This is a genomic window from Phycicoccus sp. Root101, from assembly GCF_001426245.1.
GTDB lineage: Bacteria > Actinomycetota > Actinomycetes > Actinomycetales > Dermatophilaceae > Pedococcus.
Genome location: NZ_LMCM01000006.1, coordinates 350603 through 370436, shown reverse-complemented (window position 1 = coordinate 370436; position 19834 = coordinate 350603). Strand labels below are relative to the sequence as shown.

Genomic DNA, 19834 nt, shown 5'->3' with positions numbered 1-19834 from the left:
TGGCGTCAGGCCGCGGGGGGCTGCAGGCCGGAGTCGCGCAGCTCGAGCAGCGCCAGGGCACGGATCGTCGACTCCTCGCCCCGTCGCCACGCGCCCGTGGGGTCGGGGGAGATGGCGGCGAGCTTGCGCATCGGCTGGCCGGCCATGGCCCGCAGCGCGAACAGGTCGAGGTCGGCAGCCTGGTCGATGAACCGCTGGGCCGCCGTCGCCCGGCGCACGAACCGGCCGCGCACGAACAGCCAGACCAGCCCGACGATGACGATCGGCACCAGCGCCGTGACCCAGCCGAGCAGGTTGGCGAGCCGTTCGACCGCGGTGACGAGGTCGGTGCCGGCCTGCTGGATGGTCGTGCCCGCCGTGCCGGCGCGGCGGAACGGGCTGGCGATCTTGTCGCCCACGAGCGGCACGTCGCTCACGGCGTCGCCCGCACCCGTCATCTGCTCCCGGAACCCCGACCCCGCGCTCTGGAGCTGACGACCCGGTGCGCCGAGCTGGAGGGTCGCGTCGTGGACGACCCTCCCCACCCACGCCCAGGTGCACACCCAGGCCACGATCCCGAGGTCGGCGAGGATCTGGAGGGTGCGTCGGCCCGGGAGGTCTGCGTAGAGCTTCATGCCGCCTACACTCCCATTTCGTGCCCCCCACCAGCGCGATGGAGCGTGCGGTCCGCAGCTGGCTGGGCCACCTCGACGTCGAGCGCGGCATGGCCACCAACACGCTGAAGTCCTACCGGCGCGACCTCGCCCGCTACACGGCATACCTCGAGGCGCACGAGGTCCGGGAGCCCGCCGAGGTGACCGAGGCGCACGTGAGCGACTTCCTGGCCACCCTGCGCGAGGGCAGCGCCGACCACCCGCCGCTGGCCGCCTCCTCGGCCGCGCGCACGCTCGTCGCGGTGCGCGGTTTCCACAAGTTCCTCGCCATGGAGGGGGAGGTGCTCACCGACCCCGCCGGCGCGGTGAGCCCGCCGAAACCCCCGACCCGGCTGCCCAAGGCGATCACCGTCCACGAGGTGGAGCGGCTGCTCGAGGCGGCGAGCGTCGGTGACACCCCCGCGTCGCTGCGCGACCGCGCGCTGCTCGAGGTCCTCTACGGCGCCGGCGCGCGCATCTCCGAGGCGGTCGGCCTCGACATCGACGACATCGACACGGGGGAGGGGGTGGTCCGGTTGTTCGGCAAGGGCAGCAAGGAGCGACTCGTCCCCCTTGGTTCGTATGCCGCGGACGCCATCGGCGCGTACCTCGTCCGGGGGCGACCGGCGTTCGCCGGCAAGGGGAGGGGCACGCCCGCGGTCTTCCTGAACCAGCGCGGCGGCCGGTTGTCGCGGCAGTCGGCCTGGGCCGTGATGCGTGCGGCCGCCGAACGCGCCCAGCTGTCGGGCCACGTCTCGCCGCACACCTTGCGGCACTCGTTCGCCACCCACCTGCTCGACGGGGGAGCCGACGTGCGTGTCGTGCAGGAGCTCCTCGGCCACGCCTCGGTCACGACGACGCAGATCTACACCCTCGTCACGGTGCAGAGACTGCGCGAGGTGTACGCACAGAGCCACCCCCGTGCCCGCTGATAGGGTCAACCCGATCAGCGAGAGGCTGACCGCCGTACGCCAACGCACCGGGAGTGAAACGCCTGTGGAACCTGAGGTGACCACGCAGTCGCAACCATCCGACCAGCGCACCCCGGAGTCGTCCGACACCACCCACGAGCGCCACCACGCGCGTCTCCCGGGCACCGAGACGGTGGGTCCCGGAACCGTCGGCCCGACCGGCCGCCCGATGCCGGACTTCCCCGAGCCCGCCCCGCTGACCAGTCACGGTCCTGCGCGCATCATCGCGATGTGCAACCAGAAGGGTGGCGTCGGCAAGACCACGACGACCATCAACCTCGGTGCCGCGCTCGCCGAGGTGGGCCGCAAGGTCCTGCTGGTCGACTTCGACCCGCAGGGCGCGCTGTCCGTGGGTCTGGGCGTCCGGGCCAACGAGCTCGACGTCACCATCTACAACCTGCTGGTCGAGCGCGGCCACGACGTGCGCGACGTGATCCAGCAGACGTCGACGCCGAACCTCGACGTCATCCCGGCCAACATCGACCTGTCGGCCGCTGAGGTCCAGCTCGTCGGCGAGGTCGCCCGCGAGCAGATCCTGGCCCGGGTGCTGCGTCCCGTGATGGACGACTACGACGTCATCATGATCGACTGCCAGCCCTCGCTCGGACTGCTCACCGTCAACGCGCTCACCGCGGCCCACGGTGTCCTCATCCCGCTGGAGTGCGAGTTCTTCGCCATGCGTGGCGTGGCGCTGCTGGTCGAGACCATCGACAAGATCACCGACCGGCTCAACCCGCGACTGCAGGTCGACGGGATCCTCGCGACGATGTACGACTCGCGGACCCTGCACAGCAAGGAGGTCGTGCGCAGCGTCGTCGACCACTTCGGCGACCGGGTCTTCCACACCGTCATCAGCCGCACGGTGAAGTTCCCGGACGCGACGCTGGCCGCCGAGCCGATCACGACGTACGCGCCCACGCACGGGGCGGCCACGGCATACCGGCAGCTGGCCCGCGAGCTGATCGCCCGTGGTGGGGCGGCCTGAGCCGGTGACCCAGGAGGCCACCACCGAGGCCACCACGCAGGGCAGCCCGACCGCACAGGCCACTCCCGGTGGGGTCATCACCCGGCGCGGCGGCCTCCCCTTCGAGGTGCACCTCGACGTCTTCTCCGGGCCGTTCGACCTGCTGCTCGGGCTGATCAGCAAGCACAAGCTGGACATCACCGAGATCGCGCTGGCCCAGGTCACCGACGAGTTCATCGAGCACATCAAGGCCGCCCGCAAGACCGACGTCGAGTGGGACCTGGGGCAGGCCTCGGAGTTCCTGCTCATCGCCGCGACCCTGCTCGACCTCAAGTCCGCGCGGCTGCTGCCGCAGACCGGACCGCAGGACGAGGAGGACCTCGCGCTCATCGAGGCCCGCGACCTGCTTTTCGCGCGGCTGCTGCAGTACCGCGCCTTCAAGGACATCGCCTTCACCTTCGCGGAGCGGATGGCGACCGCAGGGCGGATGACGCCGCGCCAGGCCGGGATCGAGCCCCAGTTCGCCAAGCTGCTGCCCGAGCTGGTCATGGGGATCACCCCCGAGCAGCTCGCGATGATCGCCGCCCGGGCGATGACGCCGCGGGTCGCCCCGACCGTGGGGCTCGAGCACCTGCACGCCCCGCAGGTCAGCGTCCGCGAGCAGGCCGGGATCATCGGTGTGCGGCTGCGGGCCGAGCGGGTCTGCTCGTTCCGCTCGCTCGTCGCGGACGCCGACTCCACGCTCGTCATCGTCGCCCGGTTCCTCGCGCTGCTCGAACTGTTCCGCGAGGCAGCGATCGCGTTCGAGCAGGTCGAGGCGCTGGGGGAGCTCACCGTGAGGTGGACCGGCACCGACGACGGGGAGATCGAGGTCAGCGACGAGTTCGACGAGTTCGACGAGTCGGACCAGACCGAGGACGATGGGGACGACAGCAGTCCCGAGCCGTCCGACGAGCAGCCCTCACCGGAGACGGACGCGGGCACGAACCAGGAGCGCAGTGACGATGAGTGACACCGGTACCGACCAGGACGCACCGGTCGTCATCGACGTCGAGGAGCGCGTGGTGGACGAGACGGTGGTGGAGGAGACGGATCCCAACGCGGCGGCCTCAGAGGAGACGGCTCCCGAGGAGCAGTTCGCGTTCGACGTCAACGACTTCCCCGGCGGTGCCCGCAGCGCCATCGAGGCCGTCCTCATGGTGGTCGACGAGCCGGTCACCTCGATGGCCCTCGCGTCCGCGCTCGAGCTGCCGGTCGACGACGTCCAGGGACACCTCGAGGACCTCGAGCGGGAGTACGCCGAGCAGCTTCGCGGGTTCACCCTGCGCTCCGTGGCCGGCGGGTGGCGCATCTACAGCCGCTCCGACTACGCACCGGTCGTGGAGAAGTTCCTCCTCGACGGCCAGCAGGCCAAGCTCACGCAGGCGTCCCTCGAGACGCTCGCCGTCATCGCCTACCGCCAGCCGATCTCGCGTTCGCGTGTCTCGGCGGTGCGCGGCGTCAACGTCGACGGCGTCGTCCGCACGCTGCTCAACCGCGGCCTGATCGAGGAGCTCGGCGCTGAGACCGAGAGCGGCGCGGTCCTCTACGGCACGACCAACTACTTCCTCCAGCGGCTGGGCCTGGGCAGCCTGGACGACCTCCCGGCGCTCGCGCCGTACCTGCCCGAAATCGATGTGCTCGACGAAATAGCAGAACAGGGACGCGGATGACACCCCCACGCAGCAGAGACGGCTCGGCCGGAGCAGGACGAGGCGGCGGTCGCCCCGGCGGCGGCCGAGGCGGTGCCGGCCAGGGTGGCCGCCCCGGTCCTCGCGGCGGCCCGACGGGCGCCGGTGCCGGTGGCCGGGGCGACCGTCCCCAGCGCGGCAGCTCGGGCACGACCAAGAAGAGCCAGCCGACGCGGGTGCCGCAGGAGCGCAAAGAGCCCGACGTCGACATGCACGACCCCGACGGCATCCGGCTGCAGAAGCTGCTCGCCGCCGCCGGCGTGGGTTCGCGCCGCGTCTGCGAGAACCTCATCAGCGCCGGTCGCGTCGAGGTGGACGGCCACACCGTGCGCGAGCTCGGTGTGCGCATCCGTCCCGACCAGACCGTGCACGTCGACGGGGTGAAGGTCCAGCTCGACGAGACCCGCGTGTACTTCGCGTTCAACAAGCCGCTCAACGTCGTCACGACGATGAGCGACGAGCTCGGCCGGATCAACATCGGCGACTACGTGAAGGACCGCACGGACCGGCTGTTCCACGTCGGTCGGCTGGACTCCGACACCGAGGGCCTGCTCCTGCTCACGAACGACGGCGAGCTCGCCCACCGGCTGCAGCACCCGCAGTACGGCGTCCTCAAGACCTACCTCGCCCAGATCCGTGGACCGGTACCGCGCGACATGGGTCGCCAGCTGCGCGAAGGCGTCCAGCTCGAGGACGGGCCGGCCTCCGTCGACTCGTTCCGCGTCGTGGACTCCCAGCCCGGCAAGGCGCTCGTCGAGGTGGTCCTGCACGAGGGACGCAAGCACATCGTGCGCCGGCTCCTCGACGCCGTGGGGCACCCCGTGATCAGCCTCGTGCGCGTCCAGGTGGGCCCGATCCACCTCGGTGACACCAAGCCCGGCAAGATGCGCAAGCTCACCAAGGACGAGGTCGGCAAGCTCTACACCGCTGCTGGACTCTGATCCCGTGGGTCACGGCGCGTCGGTAGCCTTCGCGTCGTGACCCCACGCGTTCGGATCGTCGGCACCGGCCTCATCGGCACCAGCCTGGGCATCGCCCTCAGCCGTGCCGGGTATGCCGTGGTGCTCAGCGACCCGTCGCCCACCGCCTGCGCGCTGGCCCGTGACCTCGGCGCGGGTTCGCTTGCAGCGCAGGGCGATCCTGCCCCGGACGTGGTCGTCGTCGCCGCACCTCCGGACGTGGCGGGTGAGGTCGTGGCCGGCGAGCTCGACCGCTGGCCGGAGGCCGTGGTCACCGACGTCGCGTCCGTGAAGGTGGCCGTGCTCGACCGGGTGCGGGACCTCGGTGGCGACCTCACCCGGTACGTCGGCTCGCACCCGATGGCCGGTCGGGAGCGCTCGGGTGCGGTCGCAGCCCGCGGAGACCTGTTCGACGGTCGTGCCTGGGTCGTCGTACCCAGCGAGGAGTCGTCACCGGCTGCCGTCGACGCGGTGCGGGCGGTCGCCTCTGCCGCGGGCGGCACCGTCAGCACGATGAGCCCCACCGACCACGACGCGGCCGTGGCCGTGGTCTCGCACGTCCCGCAGCTGGCCTCGTCGCTGGTCGCGGGGCGACTGCGCGACCTGTCCGACCCTGCGGTTGCGTTGTCGGGTCAGGGGATCCGCGACGTCACGAGGGTCGCGGCGAGCGACCCCCAGCTCTGGACGCAGATCCTGGCCGGCAACGCCGCGGCGGTCCGCGAGGTGCTGGCGCACGTGCACGCCGAGCTGGGCGAGGTGATCACGGCCCTGGACGGGCTGGCCGACGGCGACGGCGTCGGGGCGCGCGAGGTGCTCGCCCGGATCGTGGCCCAGGGCAACGCCGGCCACGCACGGATCCCCGGCAAGCACGGCGCTGCCCCGACGGCATACACGACGGTCGTGGTGCTCGTGCCGGACGAACCGGGCGAGCTCGCCCGGCTGCTGCACGACGTCGGCGACGCCGGCGTCAACCTCGAGGACCTGCACCTCGAGCACGGCCTCGGGCAGCCGTTCGGGCTGGCCGAGGTGTCGGTGCTGCCTGCGGTCGCCGAACGGCTGGCCGACGAGCTCCTCGCCCGCGGCTGGCGCCTCCACGGCTGACCGGTCCGCAGCGGGCACGCCCCGCTGCAGGGGCCGTCGCGGGCCGTCGGTGCTGCCCATAGGCTTGGCGGTCATGAACAGCCAGCACCTCGTCGTCGCGATCGACGGACCCAGCGGGTCCGGCAAGTCCAGCGTCTCCCGCGCCGTCGCCCGCGAGCTCGGCATCGGGTACCTCGACACCGGCGCGATGTACCGCGCGGTCACGTGGTGGTGCCTCGAGGAGGGGGTCGACCTCGACGACACCGCAGCGGTCGAGCAGGCCTCGAGGGACATCCCGCTCGAGATGGGCACCGACCCCTCGCAAGCGAGCGTGCAGGTCGGCGGTCGGGAGATCGAGGACGACATCCGCACCACGCGCGTCAGCGAGGTGGTGTCGAAGGTCGCCACGAACACCGGTGTCCGCCCGGTCCTGCAGCAGCTGCAGCGCGACCTCATCGACCGGATCGCCACCCGGACCGGGGGAGTCGTGGCCGAGGGCCGCGACATCACCACCGTCGTGGCACCCGACGCCGACGTCCGCGTCCTGCTCACGGCCAGCGTCGAGGCCCGCCTGCGCCGCCGCTCCAAGGAGCTGCACGGGCACGACGCGGACCACGCGGTCGAGGCCACCCGGGACCAGATCGTCCGGCGGGACGCCGACGACTCGACGGTGTCGGAGTTCACCGAGGCCGCCGACGGCGTGCACCTCGTCGACACCTCCGACCTCGACTTCGAGCAGAGCATCGCCGCCGTCATCGACGTGGTGCGGCGGGAGGCCCCGGCCAAGGCCGGGGTGTGAGCACCTCTGCGTCCACGCCCGGCCCCGCCGTGACGCCGCAGTGGCGGGTGCGCATCAACATCGTCGTCGGCCGCGTGCTGTTCGGGGTCCTCTACCGGGTGACCACGGTCGGCCGCGACCGGGTGCCGAAGGTCGGTCCGGTGCTGTTCGTGGGCAACCACGTCGGGTTCCTCGACGGCCCGATGCTCCCTGCGCTGTCCCCGCGCCCGACCAGCATCCTGGTCAAGCGGGAGGTGTTCCGCGGTCTGCTGGGGTGGTTCCTCACCTTCATCGGCCACATCCCGGTCACCCGGAACTCCGGTGACCGCAGCGCCCTGACGACGGCGGTCGCGGTCCTGCGGGCGGGCGGTGCGGTCGGCATCTTCCCCGAGGGCACCCGGGGCCGTGGTGACGTCTCGACCGTCCAGCAGGGCGCCGCGTGGCTCGCCCTCCAGGGCGGTGCGAGCGTGGTGCCCGTGGCGTTCCTCGGCACCCGGGAGACCGGCGCCTCCACCGGCACGCTGCCCAGGCCCGGCACGCGGATGGTCGTCGAGTTCGGCGCGCCCGTCAGGCTCGCGGCCGACCCGGAGCTGACGGGACGGGCCCGCCTCGCTGCTGCCACCGCCCAGGTGCGTGACCTGCTCGCGGACCACGTGGCCAACGCCTCCGCACGGCACCAGATCGCGCTGCCGGAGGACGACGGACTGGGTTCGTAGGTCGACCTGCCGACGGAGGGCACGACGCGCGGGGCGCGGGCCTTGTCCTGGGCGCCCCCAAAAGTGCGCGACAATGTGGGGCGGCCCCGCGCCATACCGCGCGCCGTGGCCCGAACACAGACCAACGCAAGGATTTGCCGTGAGTGAGCACCTGACCGACGACTCGACCGTGGAGCGCGCCCTGCGCGTGGGGTTGGAGGACTTCGACCTCACCGACGAGGACCGTTCGCTCATCGACGGTGACGTCGACGAGGACGGGTTCGTCGTCGGCAGCGGTCCGCTGCCGGTCGTCGCCGTCGTCGGCCGCCCGAACGTCGGCAAGTCCACGCTCGTCAACCGCATCCTCGGCCGTCGCGAGGCGGTCGTCGAGGACGTGCCCGGCGTGACCCGTGACCGCGTGGCGTACGACGCCGACTGGGCCGGGCGCCGGTTCACCCTCGTCGACACCGGCGGCTGGGAGATCGACGCCACCGGCATCCACCTGCGTGTCGCCGAGCAGGCCGAGGTGGCCGTGGACCTCGCCGACGTCGTGATGTTCGTCGTCGACGCGACGGTCGGTGCCACCGACGACGACGAGGCCGTCGTCAAGCTCCTGCGTCGCTCGGGCAAGCCCGTCGTGCTCGTGGCCAACAAGGTCGACGACCAGCGCACCGAGGCCGACGCCGCCGCCCTGTGGAACCTCGGGCTGGGGCAGCCGTGGCCCGTCTCGGCGCTGCACGGACGCGGCAGCGGTGACGTCCTGGACGCCGTCCTCGACGTCCTTCCGTCGGTCGCCGCGAACTCCGACGCCTACCAGCGGGGTGGCCCGCGTCGCGTGGCCCTGATCGGCCGCCCCAACGTCGGCAAGTCGTCGCTGCTCAACAAGCTCGCCGGCGAGGACCGGGTCGTCGTGGACAACGTCGCCGGCACCACCCGTGACCCGGTCGACGAGTTCATCGAGCTCGGCGGCAAGACCTGGCGCTTCGTGGACACCGCCGGCATCCGTCGTCGTGTGCACCAGACCCGTGGCGCCGACTTCTACGCCTCCCTGCGCACGCAGACGGCCCTGGAGAAGGCCGAGGTCGCCGTCGTCCTCATCGACGCCGAGCAGCAGATCGCCGAGCAGGACATCCGCGTCGTGCAGCAGGTCATCGACGCGGGCCGCTCGCTCGTCGTGGCCTACAACAAGTGGGACACCCTCGACGAGGAGCGCCGCTACTACCTCGAGCGCGAGATCGAGCGCGAGCTCGTGCAGATCCCGTGGGCACCCCGGGTCAACATCTCCGCGAAGACCGGTCGCTCGGTCGACAAGCTCGTGCCTGCGCTGGAGAAGGCGTTGGAGTCCTGGGACTTCCGGGTGCCGACCGGTCGCCTCAACGCGTTCTTCGGCGAGATCGTCGCGTCCAACCCGCACCCGGTGCGGGGCGGCAAGCAGCCCCGCATCCTGTTCGCGACGCAGGCCTCGACCCGGCCGCCGCGCTTCGTCATCTTCGCCTCCGGCTTCCTCGAGGCCGGTTACCGCCGGTTCCTCGAGCGCCGGCTGCGCGAGGAGTTCGGCTTCGAGGGCACGCCCATCGAGGTGTCGGTCCGCGTCCGCGAGAAGCGCAAGCGCAAGTAGGCGTGACCGACAGCGTGGAGGTGCCCGCCCCGGTTCGTGCGCCCGACGCCGCGGCGACGCGTGCCGGTTCGGCGGGGACCCGTGCCCCGACGCCCGCGCGCCGCGACGTGCAGGCCATGCGCGCGCTGGCCGTCGGCGGCGTCGTGCTCAACCACCTCTGGCCGGGCTGGCTGACCGGCGGGTACGTCGGCGTCGACGTCTTCTTCGTCATCTCCGGCTACCTCATCAGCCTGCACCTGCTGCGTGAGCTCGCCGACACCGGCCGGATCGGCCTGGTCGCGTTCTACAGCAGGCGCGCCCGCCGCCTGCTGCCCGCCGCCCTGCTCGTCGTCGTGGTCAGCCTCGTCGCCATGGTCCTGTTCGTGCCGTCGACGGTGTGGGACCGCAACGTGGGGGAGGCCATCGCGTCGACCCTCTACGTGGAGAACTTCCAGCTCGTGCGGCTCGCGGTCGACTACCAGGCCCACGACGAGGCGGCGAGCGCGTTCCAGCACTACTGGTCCCTGAGCGTCGAGGAGCAGTTCTACCTCGTCTGGCCCGCGCTGTTCCTGGGCTTCGTGGCCCTGCGCCGCTGGCGTCGCCGCGGGAACGACCGTTCCCACGGCCTCGCCGCCGTGGGGGCCGGAGTGGGCGTCATCGTGCTGGCGTCGGGAGTGGCGGCCGTGGTCCAGACCGCGGCCTCGCCCACGGCTGCGTACTTCCTCACCTGGACCCGCGCCTGGGAGTTCGGCATCGGCGCGCTGGTCGCCGTGCTGGCGAGGTCCCGGGGCGGGCGCCCCGTGCTGAGCACCTCGTCGGCCGGCGCACTGGCCGTCGGCGGGTGGCTGCTCATGGCGGGCGCCATGGTGGTGTTCGACGGCCGGACGGCTGTGCCCGGAGCCCCGGCGCTGGTGCCCGTCCTCGGTGCCGCCGCGGTCCTCGTGGCCGGGGAGTCCCGCCTGCGTGCCCCCCTGGACCCGATCACCTCGGTGCGCCCGGTGCAGTTCCTCGGCGACATCTCGTACTCGGTCTACCTCTGGCACTGGCCGCTCCTGGTCCTGCTCCCGTACGCCGTGGGCAGCCACGGCCTCGCCGCCCGCCTGGCCGTGCTGGCCCTGACGCTGCTGCTCGCCTGGCTGACCCGTCGGTACGTCGAGCAGGCCGCCCAACGCTCCGGCTTCCTCAAGGCCGGCCGGCTCAGGTCCCTGGCGTCCACAGCGGTGGCCATGGCCGTGGTGGTCGGGCTGGCGTCCGGTGTCAGCGTCGAGTCGGCGCGCCGCGCGGACGCGGTCCGGGCCGACCTCATCTCGGCCGTCACGCACGGCGTGTGCGTCGGTGCCGGTGCCCTCGAGCGGGAGTGTGGCGACCCGTACCAGCGTCCCCTCATCGCCCCGGTCTCCGACGTGGACAAGGACTTCCACAACGTCGCCGGGTGCCGGGACGACGCCTCGATGGTGGTCGCCGGGTGGAAGCCGCGCACCGACTGCGACTTCTCCGGAGGGGACGCCAAGGCCCTGCACGTGTGGTTGGTCGGGGACTCGCACGCCCAGCACCTCGTGCCGGCCCTGGCGGAGGCGGGTCGCCGGCACCACTGGAAGGTCACCTCCTTGGCCATCGGCGGGTGCCTGCCCATCCCCACGAAGCAGGCCCCCGGGGCGATCGAGGGGCGTTCGGAGGACGTCTGCCCCCATTTCGGCCCGGCTGTCGACACGGCCGTGACCCGGGAACGCCCGGACGTCGTCATCGTCTCGGTGTCCAGCAAGCGCGAGCACATCGACGACGGCACCGGCCGTCCCCAGGTGCAGCAGTACGTCGACGCGCTCTCTCCCGTCGTCACCGCCTGGACGCGGCAGGGCTCGGTCGTGCTCGCCATGACCGACAACCCCGGCAGGACCGGGGTGCTCGACTCGACCTGCACCAACCAGAACCTTGACCACCTCGAGACCTGCTCGGTCGCCCGCAGCTCCGTGGTCCGGCTCGGCGCGTTCGAACGCGCCACCGACACCCTCGCCGGCCGGGTCCGCGGTCTGGCCCGGATCGACCTCACCGACCACGTGTGCGACGCCAGGACCTGTCGCAGCGTCGTCGGCGGTGTCAACGTCCTGCACGACACCAACCACTACAGCGCCGTCTACTCACGCTCGCTGGGCCGCTTCCTCGCGCAGGACGTGCTGTCGGCCGTCACCGACCACCCCGTGCGCTGACGCCGGCCGACGCCCACCGGGTCGCGCGGCGGCATACCGATTTCAAGCGGGGGTATGGCGTGCGCTAGGGTTTCGTTCGCTCCCGCGGTCGTGCTTCGGCGCGATTCTGCACGGGGCGACAACTCCACAACGGGCTGTAGCGCAGCTTGGTAGCGCACTTGACTGGGGGTCAAGGGGTCGCAGGTTCAAATCCTGTCAGCCCGACCGATCGGGGTCCGATCTGCTCACGCAGGTCGGACCCCGTCGTCGTCTCCGCCGTACGAAGGGTGAGCTGATGGGGCCGCGTCCAGGGTCTCGGGCATGACGCTGCTGCGACCCTTGCGGCGCGACGACCTCGAGGAGCTCCTGGTCGTGCAGCGCGAAGGAGCCGTCCTCGGTCTCGGCCACATCTTCCCCCAGGACGACCACCCGTTCCCGACGGACCAGCTGCGGGAACGGTGGTCCGTCGAGCTCGAGGACCCCGAGGTGCGGTGCTACGCCGTCGTGGTCTACGCGGCGATCGAGGGGTTCGCCGCCACCCGCGACGGCGAGTTCCTGCACTTCGGCACGGCTGTCGCCACGTGGGGGAGCGGGCTGGCGGGCCGGGTCCACGACGAGGTCCTCGCCACGCTGCACGGTCAGGGGCACGAACACGCCTGGCTGCGGGTGTACGAGGAGAACCACCGCGCCACCCGGTTCTACGCGCGCCGCGGCTGGCAGCCGACCGAGGTGACGAGCCGCTCGACGTTCGCGCCGTACGCGCTGCTGCGCCGCTGGGAGATCACCCTCGGCGACTGAGGGCACGCCCCAGGACCTGAGCAGCCCGGGGGAACGCCGACGGGTTGGGGCCCGAGTAGTTGAGCCGCAGGAACGGTCCGGTCGGTTCCGCGGGGAACCACTCGTCCCCCGCAGCGATGACGAGGCCTTCGCGCTCGCAGTCCTGGGCGAGCTCGCGGACGTCGGTGCCGTCCGGCAGCCGGGCCCACAGGTTGAGCCCGCCGGGCGGAACGTGGTCGACGAGTGCGGCCGGCGCGTGCTCGAGCAGGCTGTCGACGAGCAGGTCACGGCGGGCGCGGAGCGCGTCGCGGACCCCTCGCAGGTGTGTCTGCCAGGCGGGCTGCGTGACCACGTCGAGCGCCGCCCCCTGCAGCAGCCCGCTCACGTACATCGACTCAGCGGTCCGGTCGGCCAGGATGCGCTCACGGGCCGGGCCGCGAGCGATCACCGCGGCGACGCGCAGGGCGGGTGACACGCTCTTGGTCAGCGAGCGCAGGTACACCACGTGGCCCGAGTCGTCCTGGGCCGCCAAGGGGCGTGGCGTCGACGTGATGCCGAAGTCGTGGGCCCAGTCGTCCTCCACGAGGAATGCGCCGTGGGCGCGCACCACGTCCAGCACCGCCGAGGCTCTCTCGGTCGACCACTGGGTCCCGGTGGGGTTCGCAAAGGTCGGCTGGGCGTAGAACACCCGTGCACCGCTCTCGGTGAACGCCCTGTCGAGCTCCTCGGGGTCCGGACCCTCCGGCCCGGTGGACACGGGTACGGCGCGGACACCGGTCTGGGCCGCAGCCGTGATGGCGCCCCAGTAGGTGGGCGACTCGAGGAGGACGGCCCGTCCCCGCGGTACGAGGGCCCGGAAGATCGAGCTCAACCCGCCCTGGCTCCCGGGCAGGACGACGACGTCGCTCGGACCAGGCACAGCGGTCCCGGCCGGGCAGGCGGCGCCGAGCTCGTGGGCGAACCAGGACTGCAGCTCCGGGAGACCCGCGACGGGTGGGCGGGAGATGGCCGTGTCGCTGCGACCGGCCCGGCCCAGCGCCGCGCGGACGAGGCGCTCGGGCAGGAGCTCCCTGTCGGGGTACCCGGAGTGCAGAGCCATGGCGTCGTTGGGTGCTGTGCGCATCGCAGTGGAAACACCGTGGCTGCGCACCTCCGGGGACCCCAGGGCGGCCGTCTGCCACCCGTAGTCGGCAGGACGCGCCGTTCGGACGGTCCGGACGAAGGTGCCCACCCCGGGGCGGGTCTCCAGCAGTCCAGCACCCGCGAGCTCGCGCAGGGCGCGTTGAACGGTCACCGGGCTGGCCCGGTGCTCGGCAACGAGAGCTCGTGTGGACGGAAGGCGCGCCCCGACCGATGCGTTCGCGATCCACGCTCGCAGAGCTGCGGAGATACGTGAACTGCTATCGTCATTCATGAGCCAACACAGTAGCGCTACTCTGGCGAAGGGCACTCCGGTACCTGCCGCTCCTGGTGCCGGACTGGCCTGGGGACTGGTGGGAGTCGTCGCCTTCTCGTTCACCGTGCCGTTCACGCGCGTGGCCGTAGGGGGCCTGTCCCCACTCTTCATCGGATCGGCGCGTGCGGTTGCTGCAGCCGTCCTCGCGGGTGCGGCGCTCGCCCTGACCCGGCAGGCCCTGCCGCGACCACGACAGTGGGTACGGCTCGCGGTGGTGGGCGCCGGCGTCGTGGTCGGCTTCCCCCTCCTGACGTCGTACGCGCTCAGCGGCGCGCCGGCCAGCCATGGCGCTGTCGTCATCGCCCTCCTCCCGGCGGCGACCGCGGCGATGGCCGTCCTGCGTGGGAACGAACGCCCCCCGCCGCGGTTCTGGACCGCTGCGGGTGCCGGGGCCCTCGCCGCCACGGGATTCGCGTCGGCCCAGTGGGGTGGGTTCGGCCACCTGCGGTTGGCCGACCTCCTGCTGTTCGGTGCGGTGCTCGCTGCCGCCGTCGGCTACGCCGAGGGCGGCCTCCTCGCGCGCGAGCTGGGGGCGTGGCAGACGGTCTCCTGGGCCCTGGTGCTCTGCTCACCGGTCATGGTGGTGCTGGCCGCGACCTCCGTCGCGCGGCACACCCCTACGGCCTCGCCGACGCAGTGGGCGGCCTTCGCGTACCTCGCCGTCGTCAGCATGTTCCTCGGCTTCTTCGCGTGGTACCGCGGGCTGGCCATCGGGCCGATGGCGAGGGTGAGCCAGGTCCAGCTCGTGCAACCGGTCCTGTCGATCGCGTGGGCTGCCCTGCTGCTCGGCGAGTCGCTCACACCGGTCACGGTGCTGGGTGGTCTCGTCGTGGTGCTGTGCGCCGCCGGGGCCGTGCGGGCGCGGCCCGGGGCCCGGGTACCGCAGCCCGCTCCTGGCCCCACCGCCTGACTCCTGCCTTTCAGGACCCCACCGAGGGAGACTGGACCCATGTACGTTCCCCACTTCAACGCCATCCCGGACGAGGCAGGGCTGCGGGCCCTGGTCGCTGGGGTTGCGACCGCGCAGCTGGTCACGGTCGGCAGCGACGGGTACCCGTTGGTGACGTTCCTGCCGATCCTCTGGGAGGGCGACACCGTCATCGCTCACATGGCCCGGGCCAACCCGCACTGGAAGCAGATCGGCGACGGGGCGCCGGCGGTCGTGGTGGCCACCGGGCCGGACGCATACGTCTCACCCTCCTGGTACGCGAGCAAGGCGGAGCACGGCCGGGTGGTCCCGACCTGGAACTACTCCGCGGTCGAGCTCGTGGGTCGGGCGCGGATCCACGAGGATCCCCAGTGGCTGCGCACCGCGGTCGACGCCCTCGTCACCCGTCACGAGGGCCATCGGCCGCAGCCGTGGAGCAGCGACGACGCCCCGCAGCGGTACCTCGAGGGGCAGCTGCGGGCCATCGTCGGCGTCGAGGTGACCGTCGAGCGGGTCGAGGGCAAGGCCAAGCTGAGCCAGAACCGTTCGGAGGCCGATCGACAGGGTGTGGTGGCGGGCCTGCGCGGCGAGGACTCACCCGCGGCTGCGGTCGTCGCCGAGGCGGTGGACGCGGCGCTGCGGGGCGCGGGGCAGTGACCCGTCCTGCCGCCGGCCGGCCCGTGCCGTGACCCGGCTCGACCGCGTCCGTGTCGTGGGGCCAACCGGGCCGGTACGGCGTTCGTGCGTGGTCTAATCGCGGCGTGGACCTCACCAAGGAGTTCAGCGCCGAGGAGTATGCCGGCGCGCTCGAGTCGTGGGACTGGCTGGACCTGGCCGACGCACTGCCCCTCCTCGCGACCCTCTTCGGTGACGTCATCCTGCAGACGCCGGGCGGTTTCGCGTTCCTCGACACGGTCGAGGGGACCCTCGTCCACGCCTGGCCGGACCGCGAGTCGGTGGAGGCCGCGCTCCTGACCCAGGACGGGCAGGACCGTTACCTCATGGGGGAGCTGGCCCTGGCCGCCGCCGAGCAGGGGATCGTCCCCGGACCCGAGCAGGTGCTGAGCTTCATCCACCCACCCGTGCTCGGCGGTGCCCTGACCGTCGACAACCTGGAGGTGCAGGACTTCGTCGTGGCCACGAACATCGCCGGGCAGATCCACCAACAGGTGCTCGATCTCCCCGCAGGTACCCCCATCGCGGGTGTGGCCATCGAGGGTGCCGCCGCCGAGGGGTGACCCGGCCCCCGGCGCCCGTCCGGGCGCCTGCGATCACCCCGCCACGCGGGCGGTGACGCACCACGACTCGGCGGCCACGACGAACGGCACGTCGGGCACCCGTCCGCGACACTCCTGCTCGAGCCGGGCGCGGCCGGCCTCGTCGAGTCCCAGCACGTACTGACCGGCGGGCCCGACCCCGAGCGTGTAGGGCTCCCACCACTGCTCGAACGAGTCGTACGGCACGTGCACCGTCAGGACCGTCTCGGTCAGGTCGTGCAGGCCTGCTGCCCGGAACCGGCTGGCGAGGTCGCCCTCGTGGACGCCCGCGTAGTCGTTCTCGCCCTCCTCCTGCGGGTCGACCGCCCTGACGGCCTCCCAGAACAGCGACAACGGTCCCGCACCTGCGCCGTGGTTCCACACCGTGGCTGCGACGACGCCCCCGGGGCGGGTGACCCGAGCCATCTCGGCGAGACCGGCAGCGGGGTCGGTCATGAAGTGCACGACCAGGGACGCCATCGCGGCGTCGAAGGAGTCGTCGGCGAACTCGAGCGACTCGGCGCTGCCCACGGTGACCTCGGTCCCGGGGAAGCGCTCCCGTGCAGCCTCGACGAACGGCAGCGACGGATCGACGGCCGACACCCGCTCCGGTCCGAGGACAGCCACCAGCCGGGCGGTCAGGGCGCCCGGTCCGCACCCGACGTCGAGGGCGCGCTGACCCGGCCGGATCCCGGCGACCTCGACGAACTGGTCGGCGAGGGGCTCGGAGTACCGGCCCATGAACCTGCCGTAGGCCTGCGCCGGGACGAGGAAGCTCATCCTCGGACTCTAGGCCTGTGCCGCCCGGGCGAACAGGCTCTGGCAGCAGCCGGTCAGTCGGTGGCCACGTGCTCCAGCACCCACTCGGTGAGCAGACGCACCTGCCGCCAGGACGTCCGCACCTCCGCGAGGGTCCTCGGCGTCGACAGCCAGTCCGGTGCCCCGATCCGACGGACGGCCATCATCTCCTTGCGCCGCAACAGGTCCAGCCGTGGGTGGTCGGCCCCGAATCCCTTCGGCCGGGTCTTCAGCTCCGCCCCCTCCAGCGCGAACCCGGCCGCGCGGAGGTCGGCGACGATGCGCTCGAGCGCCGGCCCGGACGCGCTCGAGTCGACCGCGGCGCGGTACCGAACCGTCTCAGCGGGGGAGTGCGCGCGGAACCCCCCGCCCACGGTGAGGCCGTCACCGCCCAGCTGGAGGTACCAGCCGGCACCCTTGTCCCGACCGACCAGGGCTGCCTGGTGCGTCTTGTACGGGGACTTGTCGGCACTGAAGCGCAGGTTCCGGTTGGGGCGGAACAGCTTGCCCGGTCCGAACTCGTCCTCCAGCGCGTCGACCAGAGCGCGCATCGGGTCCCGGACGTCGGTCTGCCACCGCGTCTTGTGGGCGAGCCAGAACTCCCGTGTGTTGTCCTCCTCGAGGTCCTGGTAGAACTCCACACCCCACACCGGGAAGCCGTCGAACCCACTGCTGTCAGCCATCCACCCACTGTGCCACGCGGCATACTCGCTCCCATGAGGTTCACGGCCGAGCTGCAGCAGACGGGTAGGACGACCACGGGTTTCGAGGTGCCGCAGGAGGTGGTCGACGGTCTCGGCGGGGGCAAGCGCCCCAAGGTGACGGTGACCCTCAACGGCGCCACGTACCGCAGCAGCGTCGCGCCCATGGGCGGCAGCAGCTGGGTCGGCGTCAGCGCCGAGAACCGCGCACTGACCGGTGCCGTGGGCGGCCGGACCTACGAGGTGGAGCTCGAGCTCGACACGGCGCCGAGGACCGTCGAGGTCCCGGCCGAGCTGGCGGCGGCCCTGGCCGGCGACCCCGCCGCGCAGGCCGCCTGGGCGAAGCTCTCCTACTCCCACCAGCGACAGCACGCGCTGGCGATCGAGGGGGCCAAGGCCGCCGAGACGCGCGCCCGCAGGGTGGACAAGACGCTGGAGGCGCTGCGCAGCAAGGGCTGACCCAGCTCGATGCGGCGGCGAGTCCCGACGAGTGCCCGCGAGTCCCGGTGACTCCCGACGCGGGGTTCGTCAGACCGCCGCGGCGATCCGGGTCACGGCCTCGCGCAGGATCTCCGGCGAGGTCCCGAAGTTGAGCCGGGCGTGGCCCTGCCCGCCCGCGCCGAAGCCGGGGCCGGGGTGCAGGGCCACCTTGGCGCGTTCGCGCAGCACCGCTGCTGGATCGGGGCCGAGGTCGTACGCCCTCAGGTCCAGCCAGGCGAGGAACGTGCCCTGCGGTTCGCGGTACCCCACCTCAGGCAGGTGCTGCGACAACAGCGACCCGAGCAGGCGCCGGTTCTCCTCGAGACCCGCGAGCAGCGCGTCCAGCCACGGACCTCCCTCGAGGTAGGCCGCCCGGTGGGCGATGACACCGACGTGGCTGGCTCCGTGGGAGACCTCCTCGGGGATGCGGGCGAGGTCCGCGCGAGCCTGCGGCCCCGGCACAGCCATGGCCGCCTTGAGCCCGGCCAGGTTGAACGCCTTCGAGGCCGACATCAGCGAGATGGCGGCTGTTCCTGCCGGGAGCGAGGCCACCGGTGTGAACCTCACCCCGGGGTGGGCCAGCGGGGCATGGATCTCGTCCGCCACGACCCGTACCCCGTGGGCGCTCGCGACCTCGAGCACCGCGGTGAGCTCGTCCGCCGTGTGCACCGCCCCGGTGGGGTTCTGCGGGTTGCACAACAGGTATGCCGCCCGACCACCACCGCGCGTGGCCTCCACGCAGGCCCGCTCGACGGTCTCGGGATCGAGCCGACCCGCGGGGGACAGGGGCGCCTCGACCACCCTGCGGCCGAGGCTCCGGACGAACTGGAAGAACGGCGGGTAGACGGGGGGACTGACCACGACCGCGTCACCGGGGCCGGTGACCAGCTTGAGCACCTCGACCACCCCCAGCATCACGTCGGGCACGATCGCCATGGCAGCCGGGTCCGGCGTCCACCCCCACCGCTGCGTCGCGAACGCGGACAGGGCCGTGGCGTAGTCCTCGGCCCACGGGTAGCCGGTGTCGCCCGAGCGCATCGCGTCGACCACCGCACGCTGCACGGGCTCCGCCGGGACGACGTCCATCTCCGCGACCCAGAGGGGCAGGACGTCAGGTCCGTACAGGCGCCACTTGACGCTCCGGCGCTCGCGGAGCGCAGCCAGACCCGGTCCGACCAGCGGGTTGTCCATGCCTGCGAACTCTACGTCCCAGCCGCCCGTTAGGCTTCGGGCGTGGCGGCACAGGGTGATCGGGGGACGGGTTCGGGGGTGTCCCTCGTGTCCGACCGCGTCCTCACCCTGCCCAACGTCCTGTCGATGCTGCGGCTGCTCGGCGTCCCGGTGTTCCTGTGGGCGATCCTGACCGAGCACGACGCGATCGCCCTCGTGACGCTGATGCTCTCGGGGCTGAGCGACTACCTCGACGGGAAGATCGCGCGCCGGTACGGCCTGGAGTCCCGCCTCGGGCAGCTGCTCGACCCGTTCGCCGACCGCCTCTACATCGCGACCACGCTCGTCGGCCTCGCCGTGCGTGACGTCATCCCGTGGTGGCTGGTCTGGGCCCTCGTCGGTCGGGAGCTGCTGCTCGCCGGCGTGCTCTGGTGGGTCAAGCGGCACGGACAGACGGGCCTGCCGGTCCACTTCATCGGCAAGGCGGCGACGTTCAACCTCCTCTACGCCTTCCCGCTGCTGCTCCTGGGCCAGGGGGACAGCGGGTTCGCCGCCTGGGCGCTGCCCATCGGGTGGGCGTTCGCGTGGTGGGGTACTGCGCTCTACTGGGTCGCCGGCGTGATGTACATCGTCCAGGCGCGGCAGGTGGTGGCTGCTCGCGTGGCCGCCGCGCGCTGAG

At 72.3% G+C, this 19834-nt stretch carries 21 protein-coding genes and 1 tRNA gene; 17 read left to right on the top strand and 5 right to left on the bottom strand.

Annotated features, from left to right (window positions below):
* Nucleotides 1-5 precede the first annotated feature (5 nt).
* Nucleotides 6-614, bottom strand: coding sequence for a hypothetical protein (locus tag ASC58_RS09095; RefSeq protein ID WP_056914492.1), 609 nt, complete (start codon nucleotides 612-614; stop codon nucleotides 6-8).
* A gap of 38 nt (nucleotides 615-652) precedes the next feature.
* On the opposite strand from ASC58_RS09095, the gene xerD reads away from it, so the two are divergent.
* The 12 genes from xerD (at nucleotide 653) to ASC58_RS09035 (ending at nucleotide 12387) form a co-directional block, all read left to right on the top strand.
* Nucleotides 653-1564 (top strand): site-specific tyrosine recombinase XerD, encoded by a 912-nt coding sequence (gene xerD, locus ASC58_RS09090; RefSeq protein WP_056919051.1) that lies wholly within the window; start codon nucleotides 653-655, stop codon nucleotides 1562-1564.
* Between the two features lie 208 nt (nucleotides 1565-1772).
* The gene (locus ASC58_RS09085) at nucleotides 1773-2588 is read left to right on the top strand and encodes a ParA family protein (protein WP_056917081.1); all 816 of its coding nucleotides are present in this window, start codon (nucleotides 1773-1775) and stop codon (nucleotides 2586-2588) included.
* A gap of 4 nt (nucleotides 2589-2592) precedes the next feature.
* Nucleotides 2593-3579 carry a ScpA family protein gene (locus ASC58_RS09080; protein WP_056917080.1) on the top strand — a complete coding sequence of 329 codons (987 nt, stop codon included), beginning with the start codon at nucleotides 2593-2595 and terminating at the stop codon, nucleotides 3577-3579.
* Entirely contained in the window at nucleotides 3572-4279 is a 708-nt protein-coding gene (gene scpB, locus ASC58_RS09075; protein ID WP_082553188.1) for an SMC-Scp complex subunit ScpB, read from the top strand. Before ASC58_RS09080 ends, scpB begins: the two co-directional genes overlap by 8 nt.
* Nucleotides 4276-5238, top strand: a complete 963-nt coding sequence (locus ASC58_RS09070; protein WP_056914490.1) for a pseudouridine synthase — start codon at nucleotides 4276-4278, stop codon at nucleotides 5236-5238. The genes scpB and ASC58_RS09070 overlap by 4 nt, the downstream gene beginning before the upstream one ends.
* Nucleotides 5239-5274: 36 nt before the next feature.
* Nucleotides 5275-6357 (top strand): prephenate dehydrogenase, encoded by a 1083-nt coding sequence (locus ASC58_RS09065; protein WP_056919050.1) that lies wholly within the window; start codon nucleotides 5275-5277, stop codon nucleotides 6355-6357.
* 73 nt (nucleotides 6358-6430) lie between these two features.
* Nucleotides 6431-7135 carry a (d)CMP kinase gene (gene cmk / locus ASC58_RS09060; protein WP_056919049.1) on the top strand — a complete coding sequence of 235 codons (705 nt, stop codon included), beginning with the start codon at nucleotides 6431-6433 and terminating at the stop codon, nucleotides 7133-7135.
* On the top strand, nucleotides 7132-7830 hold the full coding sequence (locus ASC58_RS09055; protein ID WP_082553106.1) for a 1-acyl-sn-glycerol-3-phosphate acyltransferase: 699 nt from the start codon (nucleotides 7132-7134) through the stop codon (nucleotides 7828-7830). Before cmk ends, ASC58_RS09055 begins: the two co-directional genes overlap by 4 nt.
* Before the next feature lie 73 nt (nucleotides 7831-7903).
* On the top strand, nucleotides 7904-9427 hold the full coding sequence (gene der / locus ASC58_RS09050) for a ribosome biogenesis GTPase Der (RefSeq protein WP_082553105.1): 1524 nt from the start codon (nucleotides 7904-7906) through the stop codon (nucleotides 9425-9427).
* Between the two features lie 2 nt (nucleotides 9428-9429).
* Entirely contained in the window at nucleotides 9430-11610 is a 2181-nt protein-coding gene (locus ASC58_RS09045) for an acyltransferase family protein (RefSeq protein WP_056919048.1), read from the top strand.
* Between the two features lie 130 nt (nucleotides 11611-11740).
* A tRNA-Pro gene (locus ASC58_RS09040) sits at nucleotides 11741-11814 on the top strand.
* A gap of 96 nt (nucleotides 11815-11910) precedes the next feature.
* Entirely contained in the window at nucleotides 11911-12387 is a 477-nt protein-coding gene (locus ASC58_RS09035) for an N-acetyltransferase (protein ID WP_056919047.1), read from the top strand.
* On the opposite strand, the gene ASC58_RS09030 is transcribed toward ASC58_RS09035, so the two are convergent.
* Nucleotides 12371-13780: a PLP-dependent aminotransferase family protein gene (locus tag ASC58_RS09030; protein WP_056919046.1), complete on the bottom strand. Its 1410-nt coding sequence runs from the start codon at nucleotides 13778-13780 to the stop codon at nucleotides 12371-12373. The genes ASC58_RS09035 and ASC58_RS09030 overlap by 17 nt on opposite strands.
* On the opposite strand from ASC58_RS09030, the gene ASC58_RS09025 reads away from it, so the two are divergent.
* From ASC58_RS09025 to ASC58_RS09015, 3 genes are all read left to right on the top strand, one after another.
* Nucleotides 13779-14732, top strand: coding sequence for a DMT family transporter (locus ASC58_RS09025; protein ID WP_056919045.1), 954 nt, complete (start codon nucleotides 13779-13781; stop codon nucleotides 14730-14732). The genes ASC58_RS09030 and ASC58_RS09025 overlap by 2 nt on opposite strands.
* A gap of 39 nt (nucleotides 14733-14771) precedes the next feature.
* On the top strand, nucleotides 14772-15407 hold the full coding sequence (locus ASC58_RS09020; RefSeq protein ID WP_056919044.1) for an FMN-binding negative transcriptional regulator: 636 nt from the start codon (nucleotides 14772-14774) through the stop codon (nucleotides 15405-15407).
* A gap of 104 nt (nucleotides 15408-15511) precedes the next feature.
* Complete coding sequence (locus tag ASC58_RS09015) at nucleotides 15512-15988, top strand: hypothetical protein (RefSeq protein ID WP_056919043.1); 477 nt, start codon at nucleotides 15512-15514, stop codon at nucleotides 15986-15988.
* A 33-nt stretch (nucleotides 15989-16021) separates the two neighbouring features.
* On the opposite strand, the gene ASC58_RS09010 is transcribed toward ASC58_RS09015, so the two are convergent.
* Both ASC58_RS09010 and ASC58_RS09005 read right to left on the bottom strand, forming a co-directional pair.
* Entirely contained in the window at nucleotides 16022-16786 is a 765-nt protein-coding gene (locus ASC58_RS09010) for a class I SAM-dependent methyltransferase (protein WP_056914480.1), read from the bottom strand.
* 53 nt (nucleotides 16787-16839) lie between these two features.
* On the bottom strand, nucleotides 16840-17487 hold the full coding sequence (locus ASC58_RS09005) for a DUF2461 domain-containing protein (protein WP_056919042.1): 648 nt from the start codon (nucleotides 17485-17487) through the stop codon (nucleotides 16840-16842).
* A gap of 33 nt (nucleotides 17488-17520) precedes the next feature.
* Here ASC58_RS09005 and ASC58_RS09000 point away from each other — a divergent pair, with 33 nt between their 5' ends.
* Nucleotides 17521-17964: a YdeI/OmpD-associated family protein gene (locus ASC58_RS09000; RefSeq protein WP_056919041.1), complete on the top strand. Its 444-nt coding sequence runs from the start codon at nucleotides 17521-17523 to the stop codon at nucleotides 17962-17964.
* A gap of 69 nt (nucleotides 17965-18033) precedes the next feature.
* On the opposite strand, the gene ASC58_RS08995 is transcribed toward ASC58_RS09000, so the two are convergent.
* Nucleotides 18034-19176, bottom strand: coding sequence for a MalY/PatB family protein (locus ASC58_RS08995; protein WP_056919040.1), 1143 nt, complete (start codon nucleotides 19174-19176; stop codon nucleotides 18034-18036).
* Nucleotides 19177-19218: 42 nt separating this feature from the next.
* Here ASC58_RS08995 and ASC58_RS08990 point away from each other — a divergent pair, with 42 nt between their 5' ends.
* Nucleotides 19219-19833, top strand: coding sequence for a CDP-alcohol phosphatidyltransferase family protein (locus tag ASC58_RS08990; RefSeq protein WP_255353295.1), 615 nt, complete (start codon nucleotides 19219-19221; stop codon nucleotides 19831-19833).
* Nucleotide 19834: the final 1 nt, after the last annotated feature.

Bases quoted from the DNA above. Each gene is read 5' to 3' on its own strand.
- ASC58_RS09085 (WP_056917081.1), top strand. From the start codon at position 1,773: ATGCCGGACTTCCCCGAGCCCGCCCCGCTGACCAGTCACGGTCCTGCG.
- ASC58_RS09010 (WP_056914480.1), bottom strand. From the start codon at position 16,786: ATGAGCTTCCTCGTCCCGGCGCAGGCCTACGGCAGGTTCATGGGCCGG.
- scpB (WP_082553188.1), top strand. From the start codon at position 3,572: ATGAGTGACACCGGTACCGACCAGGACGCACCGGTCGTCATCGACGTC.
- ASC58_RS09000 (WP_056919041.1), top strand. From the start codon at position 17,521: ATGAGGTTCACGGCCGAGCTGCAGCAGACGGGTAGGACGACCACGGGT.
- xerD (WP_056919051.1), top strand. From the start codon at position 653: ATGGAGCGTGCGGTCCGCAGCTGGCTGGGCCACCTCGACGTCGAGCGC.
- der (WP_082553105.1), top strand. From the start codon at position 7,904: ATGTGGGGCGGCCCCGCGCCATACCGCGCGCCGTGGCCCGAACACAGA.
- cmk (WP_056919049.1), top strand. From the start codon at position 6,431: ATGAACAGCCAGCACCTCGTCGTCGCGATCGACGGACCCAGCGGGTCC.
- ASC58_RS09070 (WP_056914490.1), top strand. From the start codon at position 4,276: ATGACACCCCCACGCAGCAGAGACGGCTCGGCCGGAGCAGGACGAGGC.
- ASC58_RS09005 (WP_056919042.1), bottom strand. From the start codon at position 17,487: ATGGCTGACAGCAGTGGGTTCGACGGCTTCCCGGTGTGGGGTGTGGAG.
- ASC58_RS09020 (WP_056919044.1), top strand. From the start codon at position 14,772: ATGTACGTTCCCCACTTCAACGCCATCCCGGACGAGGCAGGGCTGCGG.
- ASC58_RS09025 (WP_056919045.1), top strand. From the start codon at position 13,779: ATGAGCCAACACAGTAGCGCTACTCTGGCGAAGGGCACTCCGGTACCT.
- ASC58_RS09030 (WP_056919046.1), bottom strand. From the start codon at position 13,780: ATGAATGACGATAGCAGTTCACGTATCTCCGCAGCTCTGCGAGCGTGG.
- ASC58_RS09095 (WP_056914492.1), bottom strand. From the start codon at position 614: ATGAAGCTCTACGCAGACCTCCCGGGCCGACGCACCCTCCAGATCCTC.
- ASC58_RS09035 (WP_056919047.1), top strand. From the start codon at position 11,911: ATGACGCTGCTGCGACCCTTGCGGCGCGACGACCTCGAGGAGCTCCTG.
- ASC58_RS08995 (WP_056919040.1), bottom strand. From the start codon at position 19,176: ATGGACAACCCGCTGGTCGGACCGGGTCTGGCTGCGCTCCGCGAGCGC.